16 protein-coding genes, 2 pseudogenes and 1 riboswitch are annotated in these 20435 nt (G+C 61.9%); of the genes and pseudogenes, 11 read left to right on the forward strand and 7 right to left on the reverse strand.

What is annotated here, in order from left to right:
- A pseudogene (locus CIC12_RS29480) lies at positions 1-403 on the forward strand (NAD-dependent dehydratase); the annotation flags it as partial.
- Between the two features lie 168 nt (positions 404-571).
- On the opposite strand, the gene CIC12_RS29485 reads toward CIC12_RS29480, so the two are convergent.
- Positions 572-1300 carry a FadR/GntR family transcriptional regulator gene (locus CIC12_RS29485; protein ID WP_168669688.1) on the reverse strand — a complete coding sequence of 243 codons (729 nt, stop codon included), beginning with the start codon at positions 1298-1300 and terminating at the stop codon, positions 572-574.
- Between the two features lie 273 nt (positions 1301-1573).
- Here CIC12_RS29485 and uxuA point away from each other — a divergent pair, with 273 nt between their 5' ends.
- From uxuA to CIC12_RS29525, 8 genes are all read left to right on the forward strand, one after another.
- A complete protein-coding gene (gene uxuA / locus CIC12_RS29490) occupies positions 1574-2614 on the forward strand; it encodes a mannonate dehydratase (RefSeq protein ID WP_342030585.1) in 1041 nt (346 codons plus the stop codon).
- Positions 2615-2701: 87 nt separating this feature from the next.
- The gene (locus CIC12_RS29495) at positions 2702-4015 is read left to right on the forward strand and encodes an MFS transporter (protein ID WP_168669570.1); all 1314 of its coding nucleotides are present in this window, start codon (positions 2702-2704) and stop codon (positions 4013-4015) included.
- A gap of 147 nt (positions 4016-4162) precedes the next feature.
- Positions 4163-4885 carry a FadR/GntR family transcriptional regulator gene (locus CIC12_RS29500; RefSeq protein WP_174772246.1) on the forward strand — a complete coding sequence of 241 codons (723 nt, stop codon included), beginning with the start codon at positions 4163-4165 and terminating at the stop codon, positions 4883-4885.
- 108 nt (positions 4886-4993) lie between these two features.
- Entirely contained in the window at positions 4994-5761 is a 768-nt protein-coding gene (locus tag CIC12_RS29505) for an SDR family oxidoreductase (protein WP_168669572.1), read from the forward strand.
- 110 nt (positions 5762-5871) lie between these two features.
- Complete coding sequence (locus CIC12_RS29510) at positions 5872-7164, forward strand: MFS transporter (RefSeq protein ID WP_168669574.1); 1293 nt, start codon at positions 5872-5874, stop codon at positions 7162-7164.
- Between the two features lie 52 nt (positions 7165-7216).
- Positions 7217-8464, forward strand: coding sequence for an enolase C-terminal domain-like protein (locus CIC12_RS29515; protein ID WP_168669576.1), 1248 nt, complete (start codon positions 7217-7219; stop codon positions 8462-8464).
- Between the two features lie 625 nt (positions 8465-9089).
- Positions 9090-9545, forward strand: a complete 456-nt coding sequence (locus tag CIC12_RS29520; RefSeq protein WP_168669578.1) for a ribonuclease — start codon at positions 9090-9092, stop codon at positions 9543-9545.
- A gap of 288 nt (positions 9546-9833) precedes the next feature.
- Complete coding sequence (locus CIC12_RS29525; protein ID WP_168669695.1) at positions 9834-10298, forward strand: VOC family protein; 465 nt, start codon at positions 9834-9836, stop codon at positions 10296-10298.
- A 300-nt stretch (positions 10299-10598) separates the two neighbouring features.
- Here the strand turns inward: CIC12_RS29525 and CIC12_RS29530 are convergent.
- Positions 10599-10969: pseudogene (locus CIC12_RS29530) on the reverse strand (amidohydrolase family protein); the annotation flags it as partial.
- Between the two features lie 223 nt (positions 10970-11192).
- Positions 11193-11286, forward strand: a riboswitch (glycine riboswitch).
- 168 nt (positions 11287-11454) lie between these two features.
- Here CIC12_RS29530 and CIC12_RS29535 point away from each other — a divergent pair.
- Complete coding sequence (locus tag CIC12_RS29535) at positions 11455-12663, forward strand: D-amino acid dehydrogenase (protein ID WP_168669581.1); 1209 nt, start codon at positions 11455-11457, stop codon at positions 12661-12663.
- 70 nt (positions 12664-12733) lie between these two features.
- Here the strand turns inward: CIC12_RS29535 and CIC12_RS29540 are convergent, their stop codons facing one another.
- The 4 genes from CIC12_RS29540 to CIC12_RS29555 all read right to left on the reverse strand — a co-directional run bounded on the left by CIC12_RS29540 (position 12734) and on the right by CIC12_RS29555 (position 17944).
- Positions 12734-13699, reverse strand: coding sequence for a LysR substrate-binding domain-containing protein (locus CIC12_RS29540; RefSeq protein ID WP_168669583.1), 966 nt, complete (start codon positions 13697-13699; stop codon positions 12734-12736).
- Between the two features lie 82 nt (positions 13700-13781).
- Positions 13782-15209: a M20 family metallopeptidase gene (locus CIC12_RS29545; protein WP_168669585.1), complete on the reverse strand. Its 1428-nt coding sequence runs from the start codon at positions 15207-15209 to the stop codon at positions 13782-13784.
- 57 nt (positions 15210-15266) lie between these two features.
- A complete protein-coding gene (locus CIC12_RS29550) occupies positions 15267-16481 on the reverse strand; it encodes a porin (protein WP_168669587.1) in 1215 nt (404 codons plus the stop codon).
- Positions 16482-16639: 158 nt separating this feature from the next.
- Entirely contained in the window at positions 16640-17944 is a 1305-nt protein-coding gene (locus CIC12_RS29555; protein WP_168669589.1) for an MFS transporter, read from the reverse strand.
- Between the two features lie 489 nt (positions 17945-18433).
- Here CIC12_RS29555 and CIC12_RS29560 point away from each other — a divergent pair, with 489 nt between their 5' ends.
- Positions 18434-18883 carry a hypothetical protein gene (locus CIC12_RS29560; RefSeq protein WP_168669697.1) on the forward strand — a complete coding sequence of 150 codons (450 nt, stop codon included), beginning with the start codon at positions 18434-18436 and terminating at the stop codon, positions 18881-18883.
- Positions 18884-19133: 250 nt separating this feature from the next.
- Here CIC12_RS29560 and CIC12_RS29565 read toward each other — a convergent pair whose 3' ends face one another.
- Positions 19134-20435, reverse strand: a complete 1302-nt coding sequence (locus tag CIC12_RS29565) for an MFS transporter (RefSeq protein ID WP_168669591.1) — start codon at positions 20433-20435, stop codon at positions 19134-19136.

Raw genomic sequence — 20435 nt, forward strand, 5'->3', positions numbered from 1 at the left:
GGGTCTCATCACGCCGCTTATCCAACTGGTGCGCGAGAAAGGCGTTTGCGCATTCGTCGAGGAAGGGCAAAACCGCTGGCCGGCGGCGCATCTTTCGGACGTCGTGCGGCTGTACCGGCTCGCGATCGAGAAGGGTGAAGCCGGGGCGCGCTATCACGCGGTCGGTGAAGAGGGCGTCAGTGTCCGCGAGATTGCGCAGGCGCTGGGGCGCGGCCTGAATGTGCCGGTCGTCTCGATCGCCCGCGAGGAAGCGCTGGCGCATTTCGGTTGGATGGCGATGTTCGCCGCGCTCGATATGCCTGCATCGAGTGCGCAGACGCGGGCGAGTCTGGGCTGGCAACCGGAGGGCCCGACGCTGATCTCCGATCTCAACGAAGCGCGCTACGTCCAGGCATTGACGTGATCTTCGAGGTCGCGGTCGACTTGATGGATGCCTTTTGAGAATCGGCGGACATGCGCCGCTCGATCGCGCGCATTGGCGAAGAGCGATCGGTCGTCGGTCTTCGCCGACGACCGTAGTGCGTTGAAACTGCGCTTATCACAGCAGCATGCCCAGGCGGTACGAGTATGTTCACCGCCAGGCTTGCGTAAACTCGCTGACCACTCGCGCCAGATGGGTTTGCATCGCCTCGCGGGCCGCAGCCGGATCACGGGCCATGATGGCGGCGAAGATCCGCTGATGGTCTTCCTGCGACGCCTCCCGCAAAGCCGTCGTGTGAAAGTGCTCCTCGATCTTCTCCCACAGGGGATCGCTGCGCGCGCAGTCCCACATGGCGGTGACCATGTGCAATAGCACGGAGTTGCCGGTGGCTTGCGCGATACACAGATGGAACTGCCGGTCCGCGGCATCGTTGGCCTGCTTGTCGTGCATGTTCTCGCGCATCGCAGTGAGCGCGAAAAAAATCCGATCGAGGTCGCTGTCTTTGCGCTCGGTGGCTGCGAGCGCCGCAACCTCGGATTCGATCAACGCCCGCGCCCGCAGCGTTTCGATTGGCCCGGGCCCGCGCGGCAACTCGAAGGTCACGGGTCTCGCACCCAGGTCGGTCGCCACATAGATTCCCGATCCGCCGCGGACTTCTACGACACCGTGAACTTCCAGCGCAATGATCGCTTCGCGGACCTGCGTGCGGCTGACGTTGAATTTGTCCGCCAGGGTCCGCTCCGAAGGCAGCCGCGATCCCGTTGCAAAGTCTCCCGCCGCGATCAACGCATGGATCTGCTTCGCGAGGCCGAGGTAGGAACGGTCCGCGCCTTCGGCTTCCTGTCTCTGGTTGAACGGTTGGAGGGAGAGGTCAGTCATTGGGTCGCTCGTGTATTGACGTATCGAAAAGCGAACTTCGCGCTCATCCGAAAAATGGTACACCAATTCCGCGAGCCAGCACATTCCGTCCTGCCATGGAAGTGCGGCACGCCGCTGAATGTGTCGACAATACAGGCTTGGCAGAGCAGGGCACTGGTAAACCACTATCGTGTGAAAGTGGTCAACCAATCATACTCGGCAGCCATCAGGGGCTTGCTACGTTCGTGTCCTCGATGCATCAAGGTCCGCGCAATCAATGAAAGGAGTGAAGTCGTGAAGATGTCTTTCCGGTGGTACGGCGAGTCCGATCCCGTCACGCTGCAATACATTCGCCAGATTCCCGGCATGACCGATATCGTGTCCGCCATTTACGACGAACCAGTCGGCGAAGCGTGGCCCGCGGATAAAGTCGCGGCCCTGAAGTCGACGATCGAGCAGGCCGGTCTCCGGTTCGAAGTGGTCGAGTCCGTGCCTGTGCACGAAGACATCAAGCTCGGCAAACCGAGCCGTGACCGGCTCATCGCGAACTATCAGCAGACCATCCGCAACCTCGGGGCCGCCGGCATCAAGGTCATCTGCTACAACTTCATGCCGGTATTCGACTGGACCCGCACAGAGTTGTCGAAGACCCTGGAAGACGGTTCGACCTGCCTCGCGTTCAGCACGAAGGAAATCGAAGAGATCGACCCGGACCGCGGCATTGCGCTGCCGGGTTGGGATTCGAGCTACAAGCCCGAGGAACTGAAGGCCTTGCTCGCCGACTATCGCGAAGTCGACGAAGCCCGCCTCTGGGAGCATCTGGAGTATTTCCTGAAAGCGATCATTCCTGTCGCAGAGGAAAGCGGCGTGAAGATGGCCATTCATCCGGACGATCCGCCCCGTCCCATTTTCGGTTTGCCGCGCATTGTGAAGAACCGCGACGACCTTGCCCGGATCGTCAGCATCGTGGACTCGGAGGCCAACGGGTTGACCTTGTGCTCGGGCTCGCTTGGCGCCGGACCGCAAAACAACGTGGAAGCGCTGGTGCGTGAATTCGGTGCGATGGGGCGCATCCATTTTGCGCATATCCGCAACGTGAAGATCACGCCCGAGGGCGATTTCGAAGAGTCCGCCCATCTTTCCAGTTGCGGTTCGCTGGATATCGCCGCGATCGTGAAGGCCTATCACGACACGGGATTCACGGGCTATTTCCGGCCAGATCATGGCCGCATGATCTGGGGCGAAACCGGCAAGCCGGGCTACGGTTTGTACGACCGGGCTTTGGGCGCCGTTTATATCAACGGCTTGTGGGAAGCCATCGAGAAGCTGTCCTGAAACTCGAGCCCCACCATCTGTCTTTCAACAACGACGCCAGTGAACGGTTCAACTGGCGTAACAAAAATAGCCACGCCGGAGACTTCCATGCCACGCATCCGATGGACCATGATTTTCATGTGCTTCCTCGCCAACGTCATCAACTTCGTTGATCGGGCCAACCTGGCGATCGCGGCGCCGAGCATTCGCGCGGAGCTGGGTCTGGACGCGGTCGGCATGGGGCTCGTGCTGAGCGCGTTCTTCTGGACGTATGCTTTTCTGCAGCTTCCGGCCGGGTGGTTCATCGACAAGGTTGGCGTGCGCATCAGTCTCGCGCTGGCGGTGGGCTGGTGGTCGGCCTTCACGATCGCGACAGGCGCGGCGCGTGGTCTTGCCCAGTTGGTGGGTGTGCGGCTGATGCTCGGCGTCGGGGAAGCAGCGGCAATTCCATCGTTTGCGAAGGTGGCCTTCAACTGGTTCCCACGAAGCGAACGAGGCCTCGCGAGCAGTATTTTCGATAGCGGTTCGCGCGTGGGGTCGGCGCTGTCCCTGCCGTTGGTTGCCTGGTTGATTTCCGTCGTCGGATGGCGTGGGTCGTTCGTCATCACGGGCGGCCTCGGAATTATCTGGGCCGCCGCCTGGTGGTTCATCTATCGCGATCCGGAGCGCTACCGCGCCATCGCACCTGAAGCGGTCGATGCCTTGCTCGCGCAGCGCGGTTTGCCTGCCGCTAGCGACGCCGCCCATCCCACCGACTCGGTCTCATGGCTCGACCTGTTTCGCTACCGGACGGTGTGGGGGATGATGATCGGCCTGTTCTGCCTGAACTTCGCGATCTACTTTTTCATCACCTGGTTTCCGAGCTATCTGCTGCAGGCGCGTGGTTTCTCGCTGGCGTCGTTAGGGACCTGGGGCATGCTCCCGGCGCTGCTGGCGATTCCCGGCGGCTGGCTTGGCGGGCTGGTATCGGACGGCTTGTTCAAGCGTGGATGGAGTGCGACGGCCGCGCGCAAGACGTGCCTCGTGCTCGGCATGTTGCTGTCATCCTCGATCGCACTGTCGGCGTACGTCGACAGCATTTGGGCGTGCCTCGCGCTGTTCTCACTGGCTTACGCGAGCTTGTCGTTCGCGGGCGCGAACGTCTGGACGCTGGTCGGCGAAGTCGCGCCGACGCCGGCTCACGTTGCGTCGCTTGGCGGCATCCAGAACTTTGCAGGCAACCTCGCAGGGATCTTTATCACGACGTTCACAGGCGTCATGCTGGCGCTCACGAAAGGCTCATTCGTGATCCCGCTCATCGTCGCGGGCTTGCTATGCGTGGTCGGCGCGTTGTCGTATCTGTTCGTGGTCGGGAAGGTCGAACCGTTGCCGCCGCTGCCGCGTGCGCACATGAAGAAGATGGCCGGAAGCGAAGCGGTCTGACTGTCGGCGTCAACTTCCTGTCTCCATCGGGGCGCAGCTTGAAGCCTCCCCGTCTACCTCGCTCATTCGCTTGCCGGGTCAACCCTGGTTGCTTAAAAGAGTCGCCGCGGATATCTTTCTACATCATACGTATGACTTAGAGAGTAAATGGTGGCAACACTGCACAGACAGGTCCTGAACCAGCTAGGCGAACAGATCTGCTCAGGTAAATTCATGCCCGGCGACATCCTGCCTGCCGAGCCGGTGCTCGCGGAACAGATGCAGGTGAGCCGCATCACCATCCGGGAGACGATGAAGTCGCTCTCGGCCAAGGGCATGCTGCAGGTGCGCCGCCGTTACGGCACCGTCGTACTGCCGCGCGCGCAATGGCAGCTATTCGATCCTGACGTCATGACGTGGCGGGCGCGCGCCGGCGCAATCGAACCGGGTCTCATCGAAGATCTGATGGAGTTGCGCCTGATCATCGAGCCGAACGCGGCCAAACTCGCCGCAAGGCGCGCGACGCCGGAAGATCGCTTTGCCGTGCGCCGCGCCTTCAAGGCGATGGAGCGTGCGGTCGCTGGTCACGGCGACTATGTGCCCGCCGACCTCGCGTTTCACGGCGCCATCCTTGCGGCCTGTCATAACCAGTTCGTCCAGCAGATGCAGAACGCGCTGTCGGCGATCCTGCGCACCAGTTTTGAACTCAGTTCCGAACTCGAGGGCGGCCCGGCCCGTTCGCTGCCGATGCACGAGGCGCTATGCGTCGCGATCGAGCAGGGCGATCCGCAAGCCGCCGAGCAGGCAGTGCTGACATTGATCAAACGCGCCGAGCAGGATTTCGAGGACCGCGCCGCACTGAACCGCACCGCCAACAACCAGCCGACCTGACGCACTCCGGTTTCGCTACAGCGGATCCAACCCATTTGAAACGCGACGCGCAGCACCGTCGCGATGGGCGCACTCGCGCCTTTTTCCTGATCACACAGAGGACCCAGCATGACTCATCTATTCGATCTGAGCGGCCGCACGGCACTGGTCACCGGTTCGGCACGCGGTATCGGCTACGCGCTGGCCGAGGGACTGGCGGCAGCAGGGGCCAGCGTCGTACTCAACGGCACGCGGGCGGACACGGTCGCCGAATCGGTCAGCAAGCTTGCCAGCACGGGCTACGAGGTGCAGGGCCGTGCCTTCGACGTCACCGACGAAGCGGCCGTCGCCGGGGCTTTCGCGCAGTGGGACAAGGACGGCGTGCAGATCGACATCGTCGTGAACAACGCTGGCATCCAGTTCCGCAAGCCGCTCGTCGAGCTTGAACTGAACGACTGGCAGCGCGTGATCGACACGAACCTGACCAGCGCGTTCATCGTCGCGAAGCAGGCCGCGCGCCGCATGATCGCGCGCGGCACGGGCGGCAAGATCATCAACATCGGTTCGCTCACGAGCGAGGCAGCGCGGGCGACGGTCGGTGCATACACGGCGGCGAAGGGCGGCATCAAGATGCTGACGCGCGCGATGAGCGCCGAGTGGGCGGTCTCGAACATCCAGGCGAACGCGATCGGTCCGGGCTACATCCTGACCGACATGAACAAGCCGCTGATCGAGAACGCGGCGTTCGACGCGTGGGTGAAGAGCAGCAACCCATCACAACGCTGGGGTAAGCCGGAAGAGCTCGTCGGGACGGCGGTGTATCTCGCATCGCCCGCGTCGAGCTATGTGAACGGCCAGATCATTTACGTGGACGGCGGCTGGCTGGCGGTGCTCTGAAACCGTTTTGAATGCAGGTCCGCGCGAACACAGCAGAACAAAAAAAGCCACTCGCGCGCAGTCAATTGCGCAGTGAACCCTTGCATGCGTCGTATCGATCCGGAGACATCATGGAAAGCGTCAAGCCCGTAGCACCCCAACGATGGTGGTATTTGATGCCTATCATCTTCATCACCTATAGCCTCGCCTATCTCGACCGCGCGAACTACGGCTTTGCCGCGGCGGCCGGGATCGACAGGGACCTTGGCATCACGCACGGCACGTCGTCGCTGATCGGTTCGCTGTTCTTTCTCGGCTACTGCCTGTTTCAGGTACCCGGGGCGATCTATGCGCAGCGCAACAGCGTCAAGAAACTGATCTTCTTCAGCCTGATTTTGTGGGGCGTGTGCGCAGCGGCCACCGGTATGGTCAGCAATACTCCGGTGCTGATGGCGCTGCGATTCATCCTCGGCGTGGTGGAGGCCGCCGTGATGCCGTCGATGCTGATGTACATCAGCCGCTGGTTCACGCGCAGCGAGCGTTCGCGCGCCAATACATTCCTGATTCTCGGCAATCCGGTGACGGTGCTGTGGATGTCGGTGGTGTCAGGCTATCTGGTGCGCAGCTTCGGCTGGCGCGAGATGTTCGTCTTCGAAGGCGCACCGGCGCTCCTCTGGGCCGTGGTGTGGTGGTTCACCGTGAAAGATCGTCCGGCTGACGCCTCCTGGATGAGCGACGCGGAAAAGATCGAACTCGACGCACGTCTGAACGCAGAGCAGGCGCATATCGCACCGGTGCGCGACTACAAGTCGGCGTTCCGTTCGTCTATCGTCATGAAGTTCTGCGCGATTCACGCGCTATGGAGCATCGGCGTGTACGGCTTCATCATGTGGCTGCCGTCGATTCTCAAGGCCGCGTCGACGATCGATATCGTCTCGGTCGGCTGGCTCGCGGCGGTACCCTATCTGGCGGCCATCATTCTGATGCTGCTCGCGTCGTGGCTCTCGGACAAGACGCGCAATCGCAAGCTGTTCGTGTGGCCGTTGCTGCTCGTCGGCACCATTGCGTTCGTCGCCTCGTACCTGATCGGCGGCTCGCATTTCTGGATCTCGTTCGCACTGCTGGTCGTCGCGGGTGCCACGATGTATGCACCGTATGGCCCGTTCTTCGCGTTGGTGCCTGAGCTGATTCCGAGCAACGTGCTGGGCGGCGCGATCGGCCTGATCAACGCATGCGGTGCGTTGGGTGCGTTCGCCGGTTCGTGGGTGGTGGGGTATTTAAACGGCGTGACCGGCAGCCCGGCGGCTTCGTACATTTTTATGGCGGCCGGCTTGCTGCTCTCCGTGATTCTGATGATCACCGTGCCCGCGCGGTCCGATCAGCGCGCGAAGCATGAAGCGCCGTTGTCGCTGCATCGCACGTGAAGCAGCGCGTGCGCCGCTTTGTATTCCTTGATGCGTTTTTTGCAGGCTGAAAATGGCAACCCTGATTACCGATGTAAAGGTCATCCTGACCGCGCCGGAAGGCATCAACCTGATCGTCGTGAAGGTGGAGACGAACCAGCCGGGTCTGGTCGGTCTCGGATGCGCGACGTTCGCTTACCGGCACGTCGCGGTGAAGTGCCTGATCGAGGCCTATCTGCGGCCGCTGCTGATCGGGCGCGACGCCGAGGCCATCGAGGAACTCTGGCAACTGATGCATCAGAACGCGTACTGGCGCAACGGGCCGATCGAGAACAACGCGATCTCCGGCGTCGACATGGCATTGTGGGATATCAAGGGCAAGCTGGCGAATATGCCGTTGTATCAGTTGTTCGGCGGTAAGTGCCGTGAAGGCGTGCCGATTTACCGGCACGCCGACGGTCGCGACCTCAACGAACTCTGCGAGAACATCCAGAAGTATCGTGAGCAAGGCATCACGCACATTCGCTGTCAGAGCGGCGGTTACGGCGGGGGCGGTTATGGCAAGGCGCCTTCGAGCGCGCCGTCGGGTTCGGCCGACGGCGTCTATCTGGACAGCAGAAAATACATGCGCGAGACGCTCAAGCTGTTCGATGGCATTCGCAGCAAGATCGGCTTCGATGTCGCCTTGTGTCACGACGTGCACGAACGTCTGAAACCGGTCGAAGCGATCCGTTTCGCCTGCGAGCTGGAACAGTACGATCTGTTCTTCCTCGAAGACGCAATCCCGCTGGAAGAGGGCGAATGGATGCGGCAATTGCGCGCGAAGACGACCACGCCGCTGGCTCAGGGCGAACTGTTCAACAATCCGCACGAATGGCGCTTTCTGATCACCGAACGGCTGATCGACTACGTGCGTGTGCATCTGAGTCAGATCGGCGGCATCACCGCGGGACGAAAGCTGCAGATCTTCGCCGAGCAGTTCGGCGTCAGGACCGCATGGCATGGACCCGGTGACATGTCGCCGATGGCACACGCTGCGAACATCCACATCGATCTGGCCTCGCGCAATTTCGGTGTGCAGGAATGGTCCGGCACCGAGCCGCCGAACTTCGTGATCCAGGATCTTAAAGGGCCGAGGGCCGCATTGCTCGACGTGTTCCCGGGACTGCCCGAGTTCCGCGACGGCTACGTCTATGCCAACGACAAGCCGGGACTCGGCGTGGATATCGACGAAGCCGAGGCGGCGAAATATCCGTGCGAGAACAGCATCACGACGTGGACGCAGACGAGGTTGAAAGACGGGACATTGCAAACCCCATAACTTCGCGCGCCCGGCATGGTGCGGCGGTGCCGCTCGCCCCGGAGAACGACGATGCTGATGGCTATGGACGGCGACGGCGTAGCACTGAAGCCGCTACTCGCGCCGACGGCGCACGACGTGTCCGCCGCGTGGCAGGCGGTGCGAAAAGCGGTTTGCTCTTCGCCCGTTTCGCTCATTGATTGATGTTCCGCTGGAACTTCATTTCCTGGCGGCGCCCCTCAGACATCTGCCGAGTGTGGACGGGGCTCGCTCGCGCTCGATCGGGACGCTGACCATCAAGCGCAAGACGCGGGTCAATTCGAGAAGCGATTCAATCGTCCGATAATTGGTCTTCACGTAGCTTGGGGAGAGTGTCGTCGTTTTGCCCAACTGAAACCTACGAACTCTCGTGGCGCGGCGGGGCGGTGTCGTCGATTCGAAGTGCAGTCAGAACGCGCCGCTGTGTGCAAAGCGTGGCCCTCGTGCCCGTGATCGTTGCGACCATTGCGCCGCGATCGGCTCAAGCGAATGAAACTGCTGTCCATCACTTTCTATTTCCGGCCGGACATTGATTCACTCTGCCATTGGAGATACCCTTAGAACGTTCATGGTCCTCCAATGCTGCTCAACCCGGAGACATCGTTTCATGAAGCGAGCGTGGGCTTTCTCCTGCATCCTCGCCTTGAGCGCGATCCTCGGGGCATGCGGCAAGGAAGGATCGCAAAACGCTACGCCGCAAGCCGGCGCATCCGCGGGCCAGGCGCCGGCTCAGCCTGGGCAGGCCGCCAGCGCGGCCTCTTCGGCATCGGGCGTGCAGGCCACCGTCACCAAGGCGCAGTTGCCTGGGGAAGCAGCCGACACACTGCGTCTGATCAAGGCGGGCGGCCCTTACCCTTTCGGCGAAGACGGCGTCTTGTTCCGCAACAGTGCGGCGTTGCTGCCGCAGCACGAGCGCGGCTATTACCACACGTACACAGTTCGCACGCCCGGCTCGACGGATCGCGGGCAGCGGCGCATCGTCTGTGGTGGACCGCGCAGGCAGACCGGCGACTGTTACTACACCGACGATTACTACGTCAGTTTCAAACGCATTGCACAGTAGCTAAGCCAATGAACACGCCCCAAGGTCTCCGATAAGCGAGACGCCGGGGCGCTGCGGTCTTCTCCGCAGGATCCCGAGAAGACGCCTTAGGTACGCGCGTTGTAACGGACAAGGCAGCGCCTTGTCTCAACCAGATGCCAAGGATCGCAAATGGCTTCTCGATCCGATTCTTGAACCGACGTGAAAACTTTCATTCTCGCCGTGTCGATTGTGATGGCCTTCCTTCGTCGTCCCAATAGTGGCAGCGGCCTGCGCTCCGCCTTGCCCGACATTAACAGGAGATTTGCCATGACGATTCAAAAAATCACTCCCTTTCTTTGGTACTCCACGCAAGCCGAGGAGGCCGCCGCTTTCTACGCGGCAATCTTTCCGGACTCGCGCATTACTCGGATCACGCCGGTGCCGGGCGGCGGCTCCACAAAGGTCGTCGAGTTCGTTCTCTTTGGGCAGCCCTTCATCGCGATGAGCGCCGACGGATCCGACGCGTTCAATCACTCGGTATCCCTCATGGTCAACTGTGATGATCAGGAGGAACTCGACCGTTACTGGGATGCGCTTCTCGAGGGAGGCGGTTCACCCGAGGCATGTGGTTGGCTGAAAGACCGCTTCGGCGTTTCGTGGCAACTCACGCCAACCGATCAGCTCAGGATGATTGCCGACCCCGATCCGGAAAAGGCGAGGCGCGTTTTCGAGGCTATGTTGAAAATGGTGAAGCTCGACATCGCCACGTTGAAAGCCGCCTATGCGGGATGACGGCGGATAAAAGAAGCCCCTTGCGCTGCCTGCTTCCTGACGCGATAGCGCACAATGATCAGACCCACGGGCGCCTGCCTCGCAGGTGTGAAGGTGCGCATCACTCGCCAGCGTACGGTCGGAAAAATCGCCCGACACAGTGGCGCGGACATAGCAGCCGAAGTAACGCCCGGCCGCCCGTGGCATCCCGCTGCTGCGCCAGCCATCGGCCCTGCAAGGCCGCTTCTGCCTGCGCGCACGAGGCAATCGGTTCTGCGCTTGCCGGCTGAATTGCTCCGGCAAGTTTCGAGAGTACCTGCGCTACAGCGGCAGCTCGGTCTCCCGGCGGCGGGGCTTGGCCGGATCGGGTCGTGCGCATGGCAGGAACTCGCCGCGGCCGGCCTGCCACAGGGCTTCTCACCGTCCCACACCACGTCGCCCCGCGACAGGGTAAGCGCAGGCCAGGCGCCCAGATTCATGCCTTCATACGGTGTGTAGTCAACGTTGTGGTGCAGCCTGGCATTCTCCACCACGAACGTGCGACTTTCGTCCCAGATGACGAGATCGGCGTGCGCGCCGATCGCAATGCTGCCCTTGCGCGGGTAAAGCCCGTACAGCTTCGCCGCATTGGTCGAGGTCAGCGCAACGAAGGTTTGCGGCGTGATGCGGCCAGTGCGCACCCCTTCGGACCATTGACCCGTCTCGCAACGACACGCGCTCAGAGCGGCAGTTTCGCCAAACCGCCAATCAAGCCCAACGTCGGACTCGCGAATGGTCTTTCCGAATTACTGGCGAGTGAATGAGCGATCTCGCCTGCTCACTCGCTATGAGCGGTGACGGATTGATCCATGCTGCCGACCATTGCACGAAAGACTTGCGGTAAATATTTTTGCCCGGTATTGTCGAGCCGTTCTGCGATGCAGCGCGGGAGAGATCGTCAAGGATTCGCGACGACGCCGACGGAGCAACCGCCCCGGAAACTCTCAGGCAAAAGGACCGCGCAGCAGGAACATCTGGAGAGCGGCGCACGCGCGCCCACCGAAGGGGATTCCCCGCCTGCTTGCCCAGGCGCGGGAAGAAACTCTCAGGTACATGGACAGATGGGGCATCGACGCCGATTTCGAATCAGTCACCAAGAAATCGACATCGGCGATGCTCAACCACTCTGGACCATGTCATGTCACGAATCGCCATCATCGGCGCCGGCATTACCGGCGTCACGACTGCTTACGCGCTCGCGCAGCGCGGCCATCACGTTACCGTGTTCGAACGCCACCGCTACGCGGCCATGGAGACCTCGTTCGCCAACGGCGGCCAGCTCTCCGCGAGCAATGCGGAAGTCTGGAATAGCGCGGCAACCGTGCTCAAGGGCCTGCGCTGGATGCTCACGCGCGATGCGCCGCTGCTGCTCAATCCGCTGCCCACGTGGCACAAATATTCGTGGATGGGCGAGTTCCTGCGGCAGATTCCGCACTATCGCGCGAATACGGTCCAAACCGTGCGGCTCGCGCTGGCCGCGCGCGAGCATCTGTTTTCGATCGCCGAAAAAGAACGTATCGACTTCGATCTGGAACGGCGCGGCATTCTGCATATCTACAAGACCAGCAAGGAATTCGACGCCGCGAGCAGGGTAAACGACCTGCTGCGCGAAGGCGGTCTCGAGCGCAACCCGGTCAGTGCAGGCGAATTGCAGCGTATCGAACCCACGGTGCATGGCGACTTTTATGGCGGCTTTTTTACGCCGTCCGATTCGACCGGCGACATTCACAAGTTTACGCGCGGGCTTGCTCAGGCATGCGAACGACATGGTGTCGAATTCCACTACGACGCGCAGATCACGTCGATCGAACAGCCTGCCGAAGGCCGATTTTCGTTGTCGGTCAATCTTGAAGGTGAAAGGCAGCCGTTCACGTTCGAGCGCATCGTCGTCTGCGCCGGCGTGAAAAGCCGTGACTTCGCGGCGATGCTCGGCGATCACGTGAATATCTATCCTGTGAAGGGCTATTCGATCACCGTCTGTCTCGACGACAACACCAGCCAGCAGCACGCGCCGTGGGTCAGCCTGCTCGATGACAGTGCGAAGATCGTGACGAGCCGTCTCGGCGTGGATCGTTTCCGCGTGGCCGGTACGGCGGAAATCAACGGCTTTAACCGCGATATCCGTTCGGACCGCATCGCACCGCTCGTGGACTGGACGCGGCAATATTTTCCCGAGGTATCGACTTCGCGCGTGATTCCCTGGGCTGGTTTGCGGCCGATGCTTCCGAGTATGCTGCCCAAGGTCGGCCGTGGGAAACGGCGCGGTGTGTTTTACAACACGGGGCATGGTCATCTGGGTTGGACGTTGTCGGCGGCAACGGCGCAAGCTGTTGCGAACGCGATGTAGCATCGACTTGCCGCCGCACTGTCGGATCATCTCTCACGCACATGGCGCGGAAGATGATTCGACACGTGCACTAGCGAACGCCAAGCGCAACGCGCGTATCGCTGTAGCGCATGCCGGCAGGCATGCGTCCCTCGTCGTCGCCGTCCAGTTTGGATCGCAGGCGCCGGATGAAATCCTGAGCGGTGGCGGTCAGCAGCTCCTTGCTGGAATAGGCGAGGTACATGCCGATCTTGGGCATCGGCTCTGTCAGCTTCAGCAATTTGAGCATGCCGTCATCCACGCGCTGCGACAGCAATGGCATCGCCAGCGACGTAAATATGGTGACTGCCTCCATCTGCATTGCGAGGTCCAGATAGAGATTCATCGCTGAACAGCGCGTCGTGCGTGCCGGTGTTGGCATACTGTGCGCCCGGAAGAGCGTCGCGACAAAGCCGGATTCGTCGTGAGGGGAATCCAGCAGGAGCCATGGAAGCGCGTGAAGCTGTTGGATCGACAGCGTCTCGCTGCCTTGATAGGACGCGGCGATCGTCAGTTGCACGTCGAGATCATAGAGTTTCGTCCATTCGAACGTGGCGTTTTTTGGCTCGCCGTATTGCGTGAAGATCGCCACATCGATCGTGCCGTTTCGCAAACCGTCCGCGATATTCTCGGCGCGCCATTCGATCACCTGCAAGTTCACGTCCGGGCGCGCTGCCGTCAGTTCGATCAACGAATCGGCGAGCGCGCGCGTCGACGCCGGAGGCGTGACCGCGAGCGTGAGCCGTCCGCCGAGTTCTCCCCGTGCTGTCTGTGCGTCTTCCACGATGCGCCCAACTTCCCGTTGCACGACAAGGGCGCGTTTTAGCACCTGGTGGGCGAATGGCGTCAAGGTCGCGCCATTCGCCGATCGGGTCAGCAACTGCATGCCGAGTTCGACTTCCAACTCCCGGATGGACCGGCTGATCGCCGGCTGCGTCAGGAACAGACGGCGAGCGGCTTCATGCAGGCTGCCGGCCTCGGCGACCGCACGCAGCGCGTCGAGTTGTCTCAACTTCACAGTGCCCCCCGTTCTCATGTCCATGTTGCAGGGGCATAGCTTAGCGGGACAAAAATGCTCACGGGCGCGTCGGTGCGGCGGATCAGGCCGCTGCTTTCGGCAGTGGCGGCTGCACACCCTCCGGAATCGGGCACACGTACGGCTCAACGGTCAGACGCTCCGCCAGTTCCGTGCGCGCTGCCGCGAGCAGCAGCGGGTTCGCATACAACTCGAGTGCCGTGGCGGCCATTGTCTTGGCCGCGAGCACCATGCCCTTGTGCGCGATCGCGCTCTTGCCCTGGGCGACCCACTGCCACGAATGCGGCGACGTGCCGAACGCAAAGCACGCGGTCATGCACTGCACCGTGGGCGTCACCCAACTCACGTCGCCGACGTCGGTCGAGCCGCCCATCTTCGACGGACGGTCGTTGTCGAGCGCATCGACGCCATCGAACAGCGCCTTCGGCTGGCGCCACGCTGCGGCAAGCATCCGTCCCGCCATTTCGATCTCGTCGGGGCGCGTCGTTTGATGGATCGACTCGGCGAACTGCAGTTCGGCCTTGTCATACTGCGGCGCGCCGAACTCCTTCAGCTTCGCGTGCATCAGCTCGTTCAGCGTCGTGTTGCGCATCAGGTTCGAACAGGCCGAGTGGACTTCAATCTCGAGTTCGCAATCGGTCATCAGCGCCGCTCCACGCGCGATGTTGCAGACCCGCTCGTACAGATCCTGAGCATCACGATTGCGCGGCGCGCGGATCATATACAACGCCGCCGCATTCGGCTGCACGACGTTTGGCGCGACGCCGCCCGTGTCGGTGATCGCGTAGTGAACCCGCGCATCGGGAATCATGTGTTCGCGCAGGAAGTTCGTGCCGATGTTCATCAGTTCGAGCGCATCGAGCGCGCTGCGTCCAAGGTGCGGCGAGGCGCCGGCGTGCGCGGCAACCCCCTTGAAGCGGAAATACGCCTGTTTGACCGCGAGACTTTCGATATTCATGATCGTGTTCGCGACGCCGGGGTGCCACGTGATCGCAGCGGACACATCGTCGAACAGGCCCGCGCGGGTCATGAAGGTCTTGCCCCAGCCGCCTTCTTCGGCAGGACAACCATAGAAGCGCACCGTGCCTTCGATGCCGCTGCGCTCCAGCGCGTGTTTGACCGCGACGGCCGCCAGATGGGCGCTCGTCCCCAGCAGGTGGTGGCCGCAGCCATGGCCGTTACCGTTGACGATCTCGTTCGACGGGCAGCAACTGAGCGCGAGGCTTTCCTGACTGAGCCCGGACAGCGCATCGAATTCGCCGAGAATGCCGATCACCGGGCCGCCCGAGCCGGCTTCGGCGACGAACGCCGTCGGAATGCCGGCAACGCCCTCACGCACGGTAAAGCCCGCCGATTTCAGAAACGCGATATGTGCGGCGGCCGATTTCTGTTCCGTATAGCCCAGCTCCGCGTATTGCCAGATTTCGTCCGACAGCTGGATGTACCTGTCTTTTCTACTCTCGATGAAATCGTGAACCAGTTCGACCGACATGGATTATCTCCTCAGTAGGGTGACGCAAATGGAGGCGCGACGGGGCCGCGCATCCGCTCAGAATTGATGGTTGATTCCCAGCGTGACGCTCGTCACGGTGCGTCCGGGCGCAGGTGCGGGCGAGCCGCTGTCGTAGTTGTAGGTGACGCTCGAGTTCGGCCCGTTACGCATGAGGCCGGCGCGCCCGTAGACGGACGTTCGCTTCGACAGAAAATGATCGATGCCGATGGTCGAGCCGTATGCGTAGTCTTGAGCTTTCGTCGTATCGCGATACGCAAGCGAGGCTCGCAGCAAATTGACGCCCCACCATTTTTGCAGGCCGAGCAGATAAAGACTCGCGATAGCCGTGTCGGCGGTTTGTGGCACGTAGCGGATATAGGCGCCCTGCGCGATGAACGGGCCGACGTCATACATCAGCGAGACCAGATAGGTGTCGGTGCGCTTCGTCGGCGCCATTCTGGTGTCGCCGACACAACTACCGGTCATCGACGGGTCGCACCAGCTCTGCCCGAATGCGATCGACAGCACCGCCCGTTTGTCGATATAAGAGACCATTGCCGAGCGCTGGTGCACGGCGGGCCCGATCGATTGATCGCCTTTGAGGGAGTAGCTCAGGTCGAAACCAAATGGGCCGAAGCGCGGCGAGATATAGCGCAACGTGTTGGGCAAACGTCCGAGCGCGTCCCCGTTCGCACCGGCACCGAGATCCGTCACGCCGAGAAAATACGTATAGACCGATTCGTGCGCGACGGCGAGGAACGGATCCGCGCCGAGCGCCGCAGCACCGGCCGACGTATATTGACGGCCTAAGGTCAGTTGCCCGTAAATGGGATTCTGCATCCCAATATAGGACGCGCGGTTAAAAAACGACGTCGTATCCTGAACCGCGCCGGTGTTGCCGAGGAAACCGTTTTCCAGCCGGAAGAACACGGTCCATTGATTACCCAGGTATTCCTGTCCGTAGAACCCGAACTTCGATGTCAGTGCGCCGCCCGATTGCACGCGCGTGATGCTATATGGACCGGCCTTCGTATAGTTGATGCCCATGTCCAGCGTCCCGTAAAGCGTGACAAAGGTGCGCTGTGAAGCGACGCCAAGTGTCTGCGGCCCCAGGCCGGCTCCCCAGTATCTGAAGATTGACTGCATCTGCGAGCCGGTTGCGTACAGAACAGCAGCTGAGTCGGCTGGGGCGCCTGGCGATACTTCGGCGAATGCGCCGGAGCACGCTAATGTGCCAAGCGAAGCGAGCAGCGCACCTAATGTTTTTTTCATTGCAGATCTCCACGTGCGTGTTTTTAATCAATGCGCGAGTGAACGGGACGAGCCACTCCCTCGCGTCTTATTCGAACGCGAATGCTGATTCACTCAGTGCGATGAATAGCGGTTTGGCGTTCGGCGTCCGGCCGCCCACAGGCGGACGGTGCCGTTCGTTATGAGGCGCGCCTGCGCGGCTCGGGGAGGCTGGACATCGCGCACACGGTGACGATTCCACAAGCGATCATGTAAAGCGCGAGCGACATCGGATTGCCCGTCTTCGCGAGCAACCAGGTCACGATGAACTGCGCGGACCCGCCAAAGAGTGCAACGCCGAGGCTGTAGATGACGGAGAGTCCGCTTGCCCGCACGCTGGCGGGGAACATCTCCATGAGCAGCAGCAACATCGGTGCGCTGCCGAAGCTGCTCGCCGCCGTGACGATGGCGACCACCACAAGGGCCAGTGGAATGCCCGGATGCATGTTCATCGCCCAGAACGCGGGGTAGATGAGCAGCGTCGTCAGGACGACGGACGCGAGTGCAAGGGGTTTGCGCGAGACGGTCCGATCGGCGATCAGGCCGGATACGAGGCACATGACCGTCATCGTTGCACCCGATACACAGCCGGCCATCAACGACAGCGACGTGGAAAGGTGCAGTACGCGTACCAGATAGGTCGGCATGAAAAACACGACCAGGTACATGCCGACCGTTCCGGCGACGATAGACAACACGCCCCGCACGATCTTGCTGCCATGCTCGGTGAACAGCGTCGCGAGCGGATGAGATTCCGCTGCATCGCCATCCAGCGTTTCGTCGAGATGAGTGCGGATATAGAGGCCTACCGGCGCGATCAGCAGGCCGAGCAGAAACGGCATCCGCCAACCCCAGGACTCGAGCGCGGAGGGCGACAGGCTCGCATAGAGCACCGCACCGCTCAATGCGCCGAGCACGGCGGCACATCCCTGGCTCGCGCCTTGCCAGCCAATTCTGAAACCACGGCTGCCGAAGCTGCCGGATTCCATCAACATCGCGGTCGACGCGCCGATTTCTCCGCCCAGCGAGAAACCCTGCAACATGCGGCCCAATACGATGATGAGCGTGCCGAGAGTTCCGGCTGTTGCATACGTGGGGGCGAAGGCGATGCACAACGTGCCGCCCACCATGAGCGCGATCGTTAGCGTCATCGCCGCCTTGCGCCCGCGCCGGTCGGCAAAGCTGCCGATGACCAGCGCGCCGAGCGGGCGCATGACGAAACCGATGCCGAAGGTTCCGACCGCGAGCAGCAGGGAACCGTACGCGCTATCGACCGGGAAAAACAGCTTGCCGATCAGCATGGCGAAAAAGCTGTAGACGGTGAAGTCGTACATCTCGAGCGCGTTGCCGATCGAGCAGGCGGCGATCGTGCGTATCTGAGGACTCGATTGAATCGGGCGGACTGCGGCGGGCGTTTCGGCGGTTTGTAGAGTGACGTTGCTCATCGAATTCCCGGAGGACGACAGTTTGATGGCAAGCACACGGGCGATCCGCACAAGTGTGGGAACCGGCATCGGCTTGAGGTGAAGCCAGTATTTCCGGGAAAAAAACCTTCGGCTATTCACATTTTTTTGGGCCGATAACTTTTGGTATGTGCCTTGTGCGGGGGTGGGTATGCCGGCCGTGTGCAACATCAACGGTCGCGTACATCTCGGGCAGCGGGTCGGCGTACCACTCCCGGTGGTGCGCGGGCCGCCCGGAAGTGGCTGTTCTGCCCAAACACAATCTGGCGCAGGCATCGTTAGCTAAGGAAGGCACGGGAAGGAAGCGCGTCCATCCGGAGCCGTTTAAGATATGAGGTGTGACAGGCGCGAGTGGCACGGGAGATGCTTGGGAGTGCGTCAGCGCAAGGAGCGCCCGAACTTGGGGCTCTCGCGTCCGCAGGGGTGAAACGCGGTGAGCGTTTCCAGGATCACATCAAGGAAGAATGTGCAATGCGACCGCTCTCGAAGTTGTTGGCAATCGTTGCGATGGTGCCGGCGTCGGCATTCAGCCACGCCCTGGACGACCAATTGACGTGCGGAGAAACTGCACACGAATTCGTTACCAGTCTCGTCGATACTCAGTCTATCGCGGTCCCCGCCATGCGGGTCGAGGCGAACTCGGTGAACGCGTTCCGCCCGACGAACGGAGCGGGGTTGACGGCATTTGGCCTCCGCGTTCATGCCGTGTTCGGATACCAGCCGGATGATCCGCTTTTCAAAGCTGGGGACGGGAATCCTCCGTCAGGCGCAGTCTACGGTGTGGTGGTGCTCGGGTCGGCGGACTCGGTCAAGCGTCTGCTCTCGGGCGCTGGGAGCACGGCCGCTGTTCATCCGGTTATTCCAATGGTGCTGACGGCTATCGTGTGCAGGCAGCCAGCGGGTGAGCGTCCCCAGGAGTGAGTGACGATGGCGCGCCTGGCGGCATGCGCGGCACTGAAAATCTCAGCGGTGGTATGAAAGCCTTCTTCGTCCTCGACAATGGTTTTCCATCTCCAACGGCAGGCGCGCTCAACGTGGCGCGCTATCCGGTCGACAGGCGTTCGTCGGTTGGGACATGACCTCCAGTAAAGTCACGCTCGGCCGGCAATATGATTCGATTGTGGACTACACCAGCGGTTTCTCTCGCCGGCGATCACGATGGTCCGGTCGTTCAGCGCAAGAGGCTTTGGACCGTTGCGCCCGCCATCCGACCGGGTCGCAGCATGATCGCCGCCGTGATGACAGTGATCGCGACAAACGCCGCTAACGCGAGCATGCCGCTCGCGAAGTTACCGGTTGCCTGCCTGAGCACGCCGACCACGTATGGCGCGACAAAGCCCGCGACATTGCCGATAGAACTGACCACGGCAAGGCCCGCGGGCGCCTCGGATTCCGTCAGCATCGCCGGCGGTATCGTCCAGAACACGGGCAGATTGGCGAACGCGCCGAAACCGCCCGCGATCAGCGCGCCGAGGCGCAGCGGTGGATTGTCGCTGAGCGCGGCGACGCTCAGCGCGAGCACGGCCACGATGCCGGGGATCAACAAGTGCCAGCGCCGCTCGCGCATGCGGTCCGAGCGCGCGCCCCACCAGAGCACGCCGATCGCGGCGGCGACGAAGGGCAGCGCCGACAGCAGACCGACCGCCGTGAACGAGGCGCCGAACGCATGCACGATCTGCGGCAGGAAAAAGGTTACGCCATAGTTTGACGCGACAATGCCGCAATAGACGAATCCCAGCAGCCACACGCGCGGGTTGCACAACGCCTGCCAGGCGCCCGCGTGGCCTGTCGATAGTGTTTGCGCGCGCCGCTCGTCGGCCAGTGTCGCGTTCAGCCAGCGCCGCTCGTCGTCGTGCAGCCACGCGGCGTTCGCAGGGCTGTCAGCCAGCACGCGCAGCACCACGAAGCCGAGGATCAGCGACGGTATCGCCTCGATGATAAACAGCCACTGCCAGCCACTCAGACCGCCCGCGCCATGCAGATTCAGGATCCAGCCCGAGATCGGGGCGCCGATTCCCGCCGACGCGGGGATTGCGACGGCAAAGGCGCCGATCATGCGCGCCCGGTAGGCAGAAGGAAACCAGTGCGTCAGATACAGCATGACGCCCGGAAAAAAGCCGGCCTCGGCCACGCCGAGCAGGAACCGCAAGCCGAGAAATTGCCCCGTGGTGTGAATGAACGCGAACAGAAACGACAGCACGCCCCAGGTCAGCATGATCCGCGCGAACCAGCGGCGTGCGCCGAAACGACGCAGCGCGAGATTGCTCGGTACTTCGAACAGCACGTAGCCGAGGAAGAAGATACCCGCGCCGGCGCCGAACACGGCAGGGGAGAAACCGAGCTCCTCGTTCATCGACAGTGCGGCGAAGCTCAGGTTGACACGATCCAGATAAGCCGCGAAATAGCACAGCATCAGCAAGGGCAGAATGTGCCGGCGAATCTTTGCAATCGTGTCAGTCTCGTTGATGACCAT

It is taken from the genome of Paraburkholderia sp. SG-MS1, from assembly GCF_012275575.1.
In the GTDB taxonomy this organism is placed as follows: domain Bacteria; phylum Pseudomonadota; class Gammaproteobacteria; order Burkholderiales; family Burkholderiaceae; genus Paraburkholderia.

Coding starts and splice junctions, on each gene's coding strand:
- CIC12_RS29485 (WP_168669688.1), bottom strand. CDS start 1,300: ATGACTGACCTCTCCCTCCAACCGTTCAACCAGAGACAGGAAGCCGAA.
- CIC12_RS29495 (WP_168669570.1), top strand. CDS start 2,702: ATGCCACGCATCCGATGGACCATGATTTTCATGTGCTTCCTCGCCAAC.
- CIC12_RS29500 (WP_174772246.1), top strand. CDS start 4,163: ATGGTGGCAACACTGCACAGACAGGTCCTGAACCAGCTAGGCGAACAG.
- CIC12_RS29505 (WP_168669572.1), top strand. CDS start 4,994: ATGACTCATCTATTCGATCTGAGCGGCCGCACGGCACTGGTCACCGGT.
- CIC12_RS29510 (WP_168669574.1), top strand. CDS start 5,872: ATGGAAAGCGTCAAGCCCGTAGCACCCCAACGATGGTGGTATTTGATG.
- CIC12_RS29515 (WP_168669576.1), top strand. CDS start 7,217: ATGGCAACCCTGATTACCGATGTAAAGGTCATCCTGACCGCGCCGGAA.
- CIC12_RS29520 (WP_168669578.1), top strand. CDS start 9,090: ATGAAGCGAGCGTGGGCTTTCTCCTGCATCCTCGCCTTGAGCGCGATC.
- CIC12_RS29525 (WP_168669695.1), top strand. CDS start 9,834: ATGACGATTCAAAAAATCACTCCCTTTCTTTGGTACTCCACGCAAGCC.
- CIC12_RS29535 (WP_168669581.1), top strand. CDS start 11,455: ATGTCACGAATCGCCATCATCGGCGCCGGCATTACCGGCGTCACGACT.
- CIC12_RS29545 (WP_168669585.1), bottom strand. CDS start 15,209: ATGTCGGTCGAACTGGTTCACGATTTCATCGAGAGTAGAAAAGACAGG.
- CIC12_RS29550 (WP_168669587.1), bottom strand. CDS start 16,481: ATGAAAAAAACATTAGGTGCGCTGCTCGCTTCGCTTGGCACATTAGCG.
- CIC12_RS29555 (WP_168669589.1), bottom strand. CDS start 17,944: ATGAGCAACGTCACTCTACAAACCGCCGAAACGCCCGCCGCAGTCCGC.
- CIC12_RS29560 (WP_168669697.1), top strand. CDS start 18,434: ATGCGACCGCTCTCGAAGTTGTTGGCAATCGTTGCGATGGTGCCGGCG.
- CIC12_RS29565 (WP_168669591.1), bottom strand. CDS start 20,435: ATGGTCATCAACGAGACTGACACGATTGCAAAGATTCGCCGGCACATT.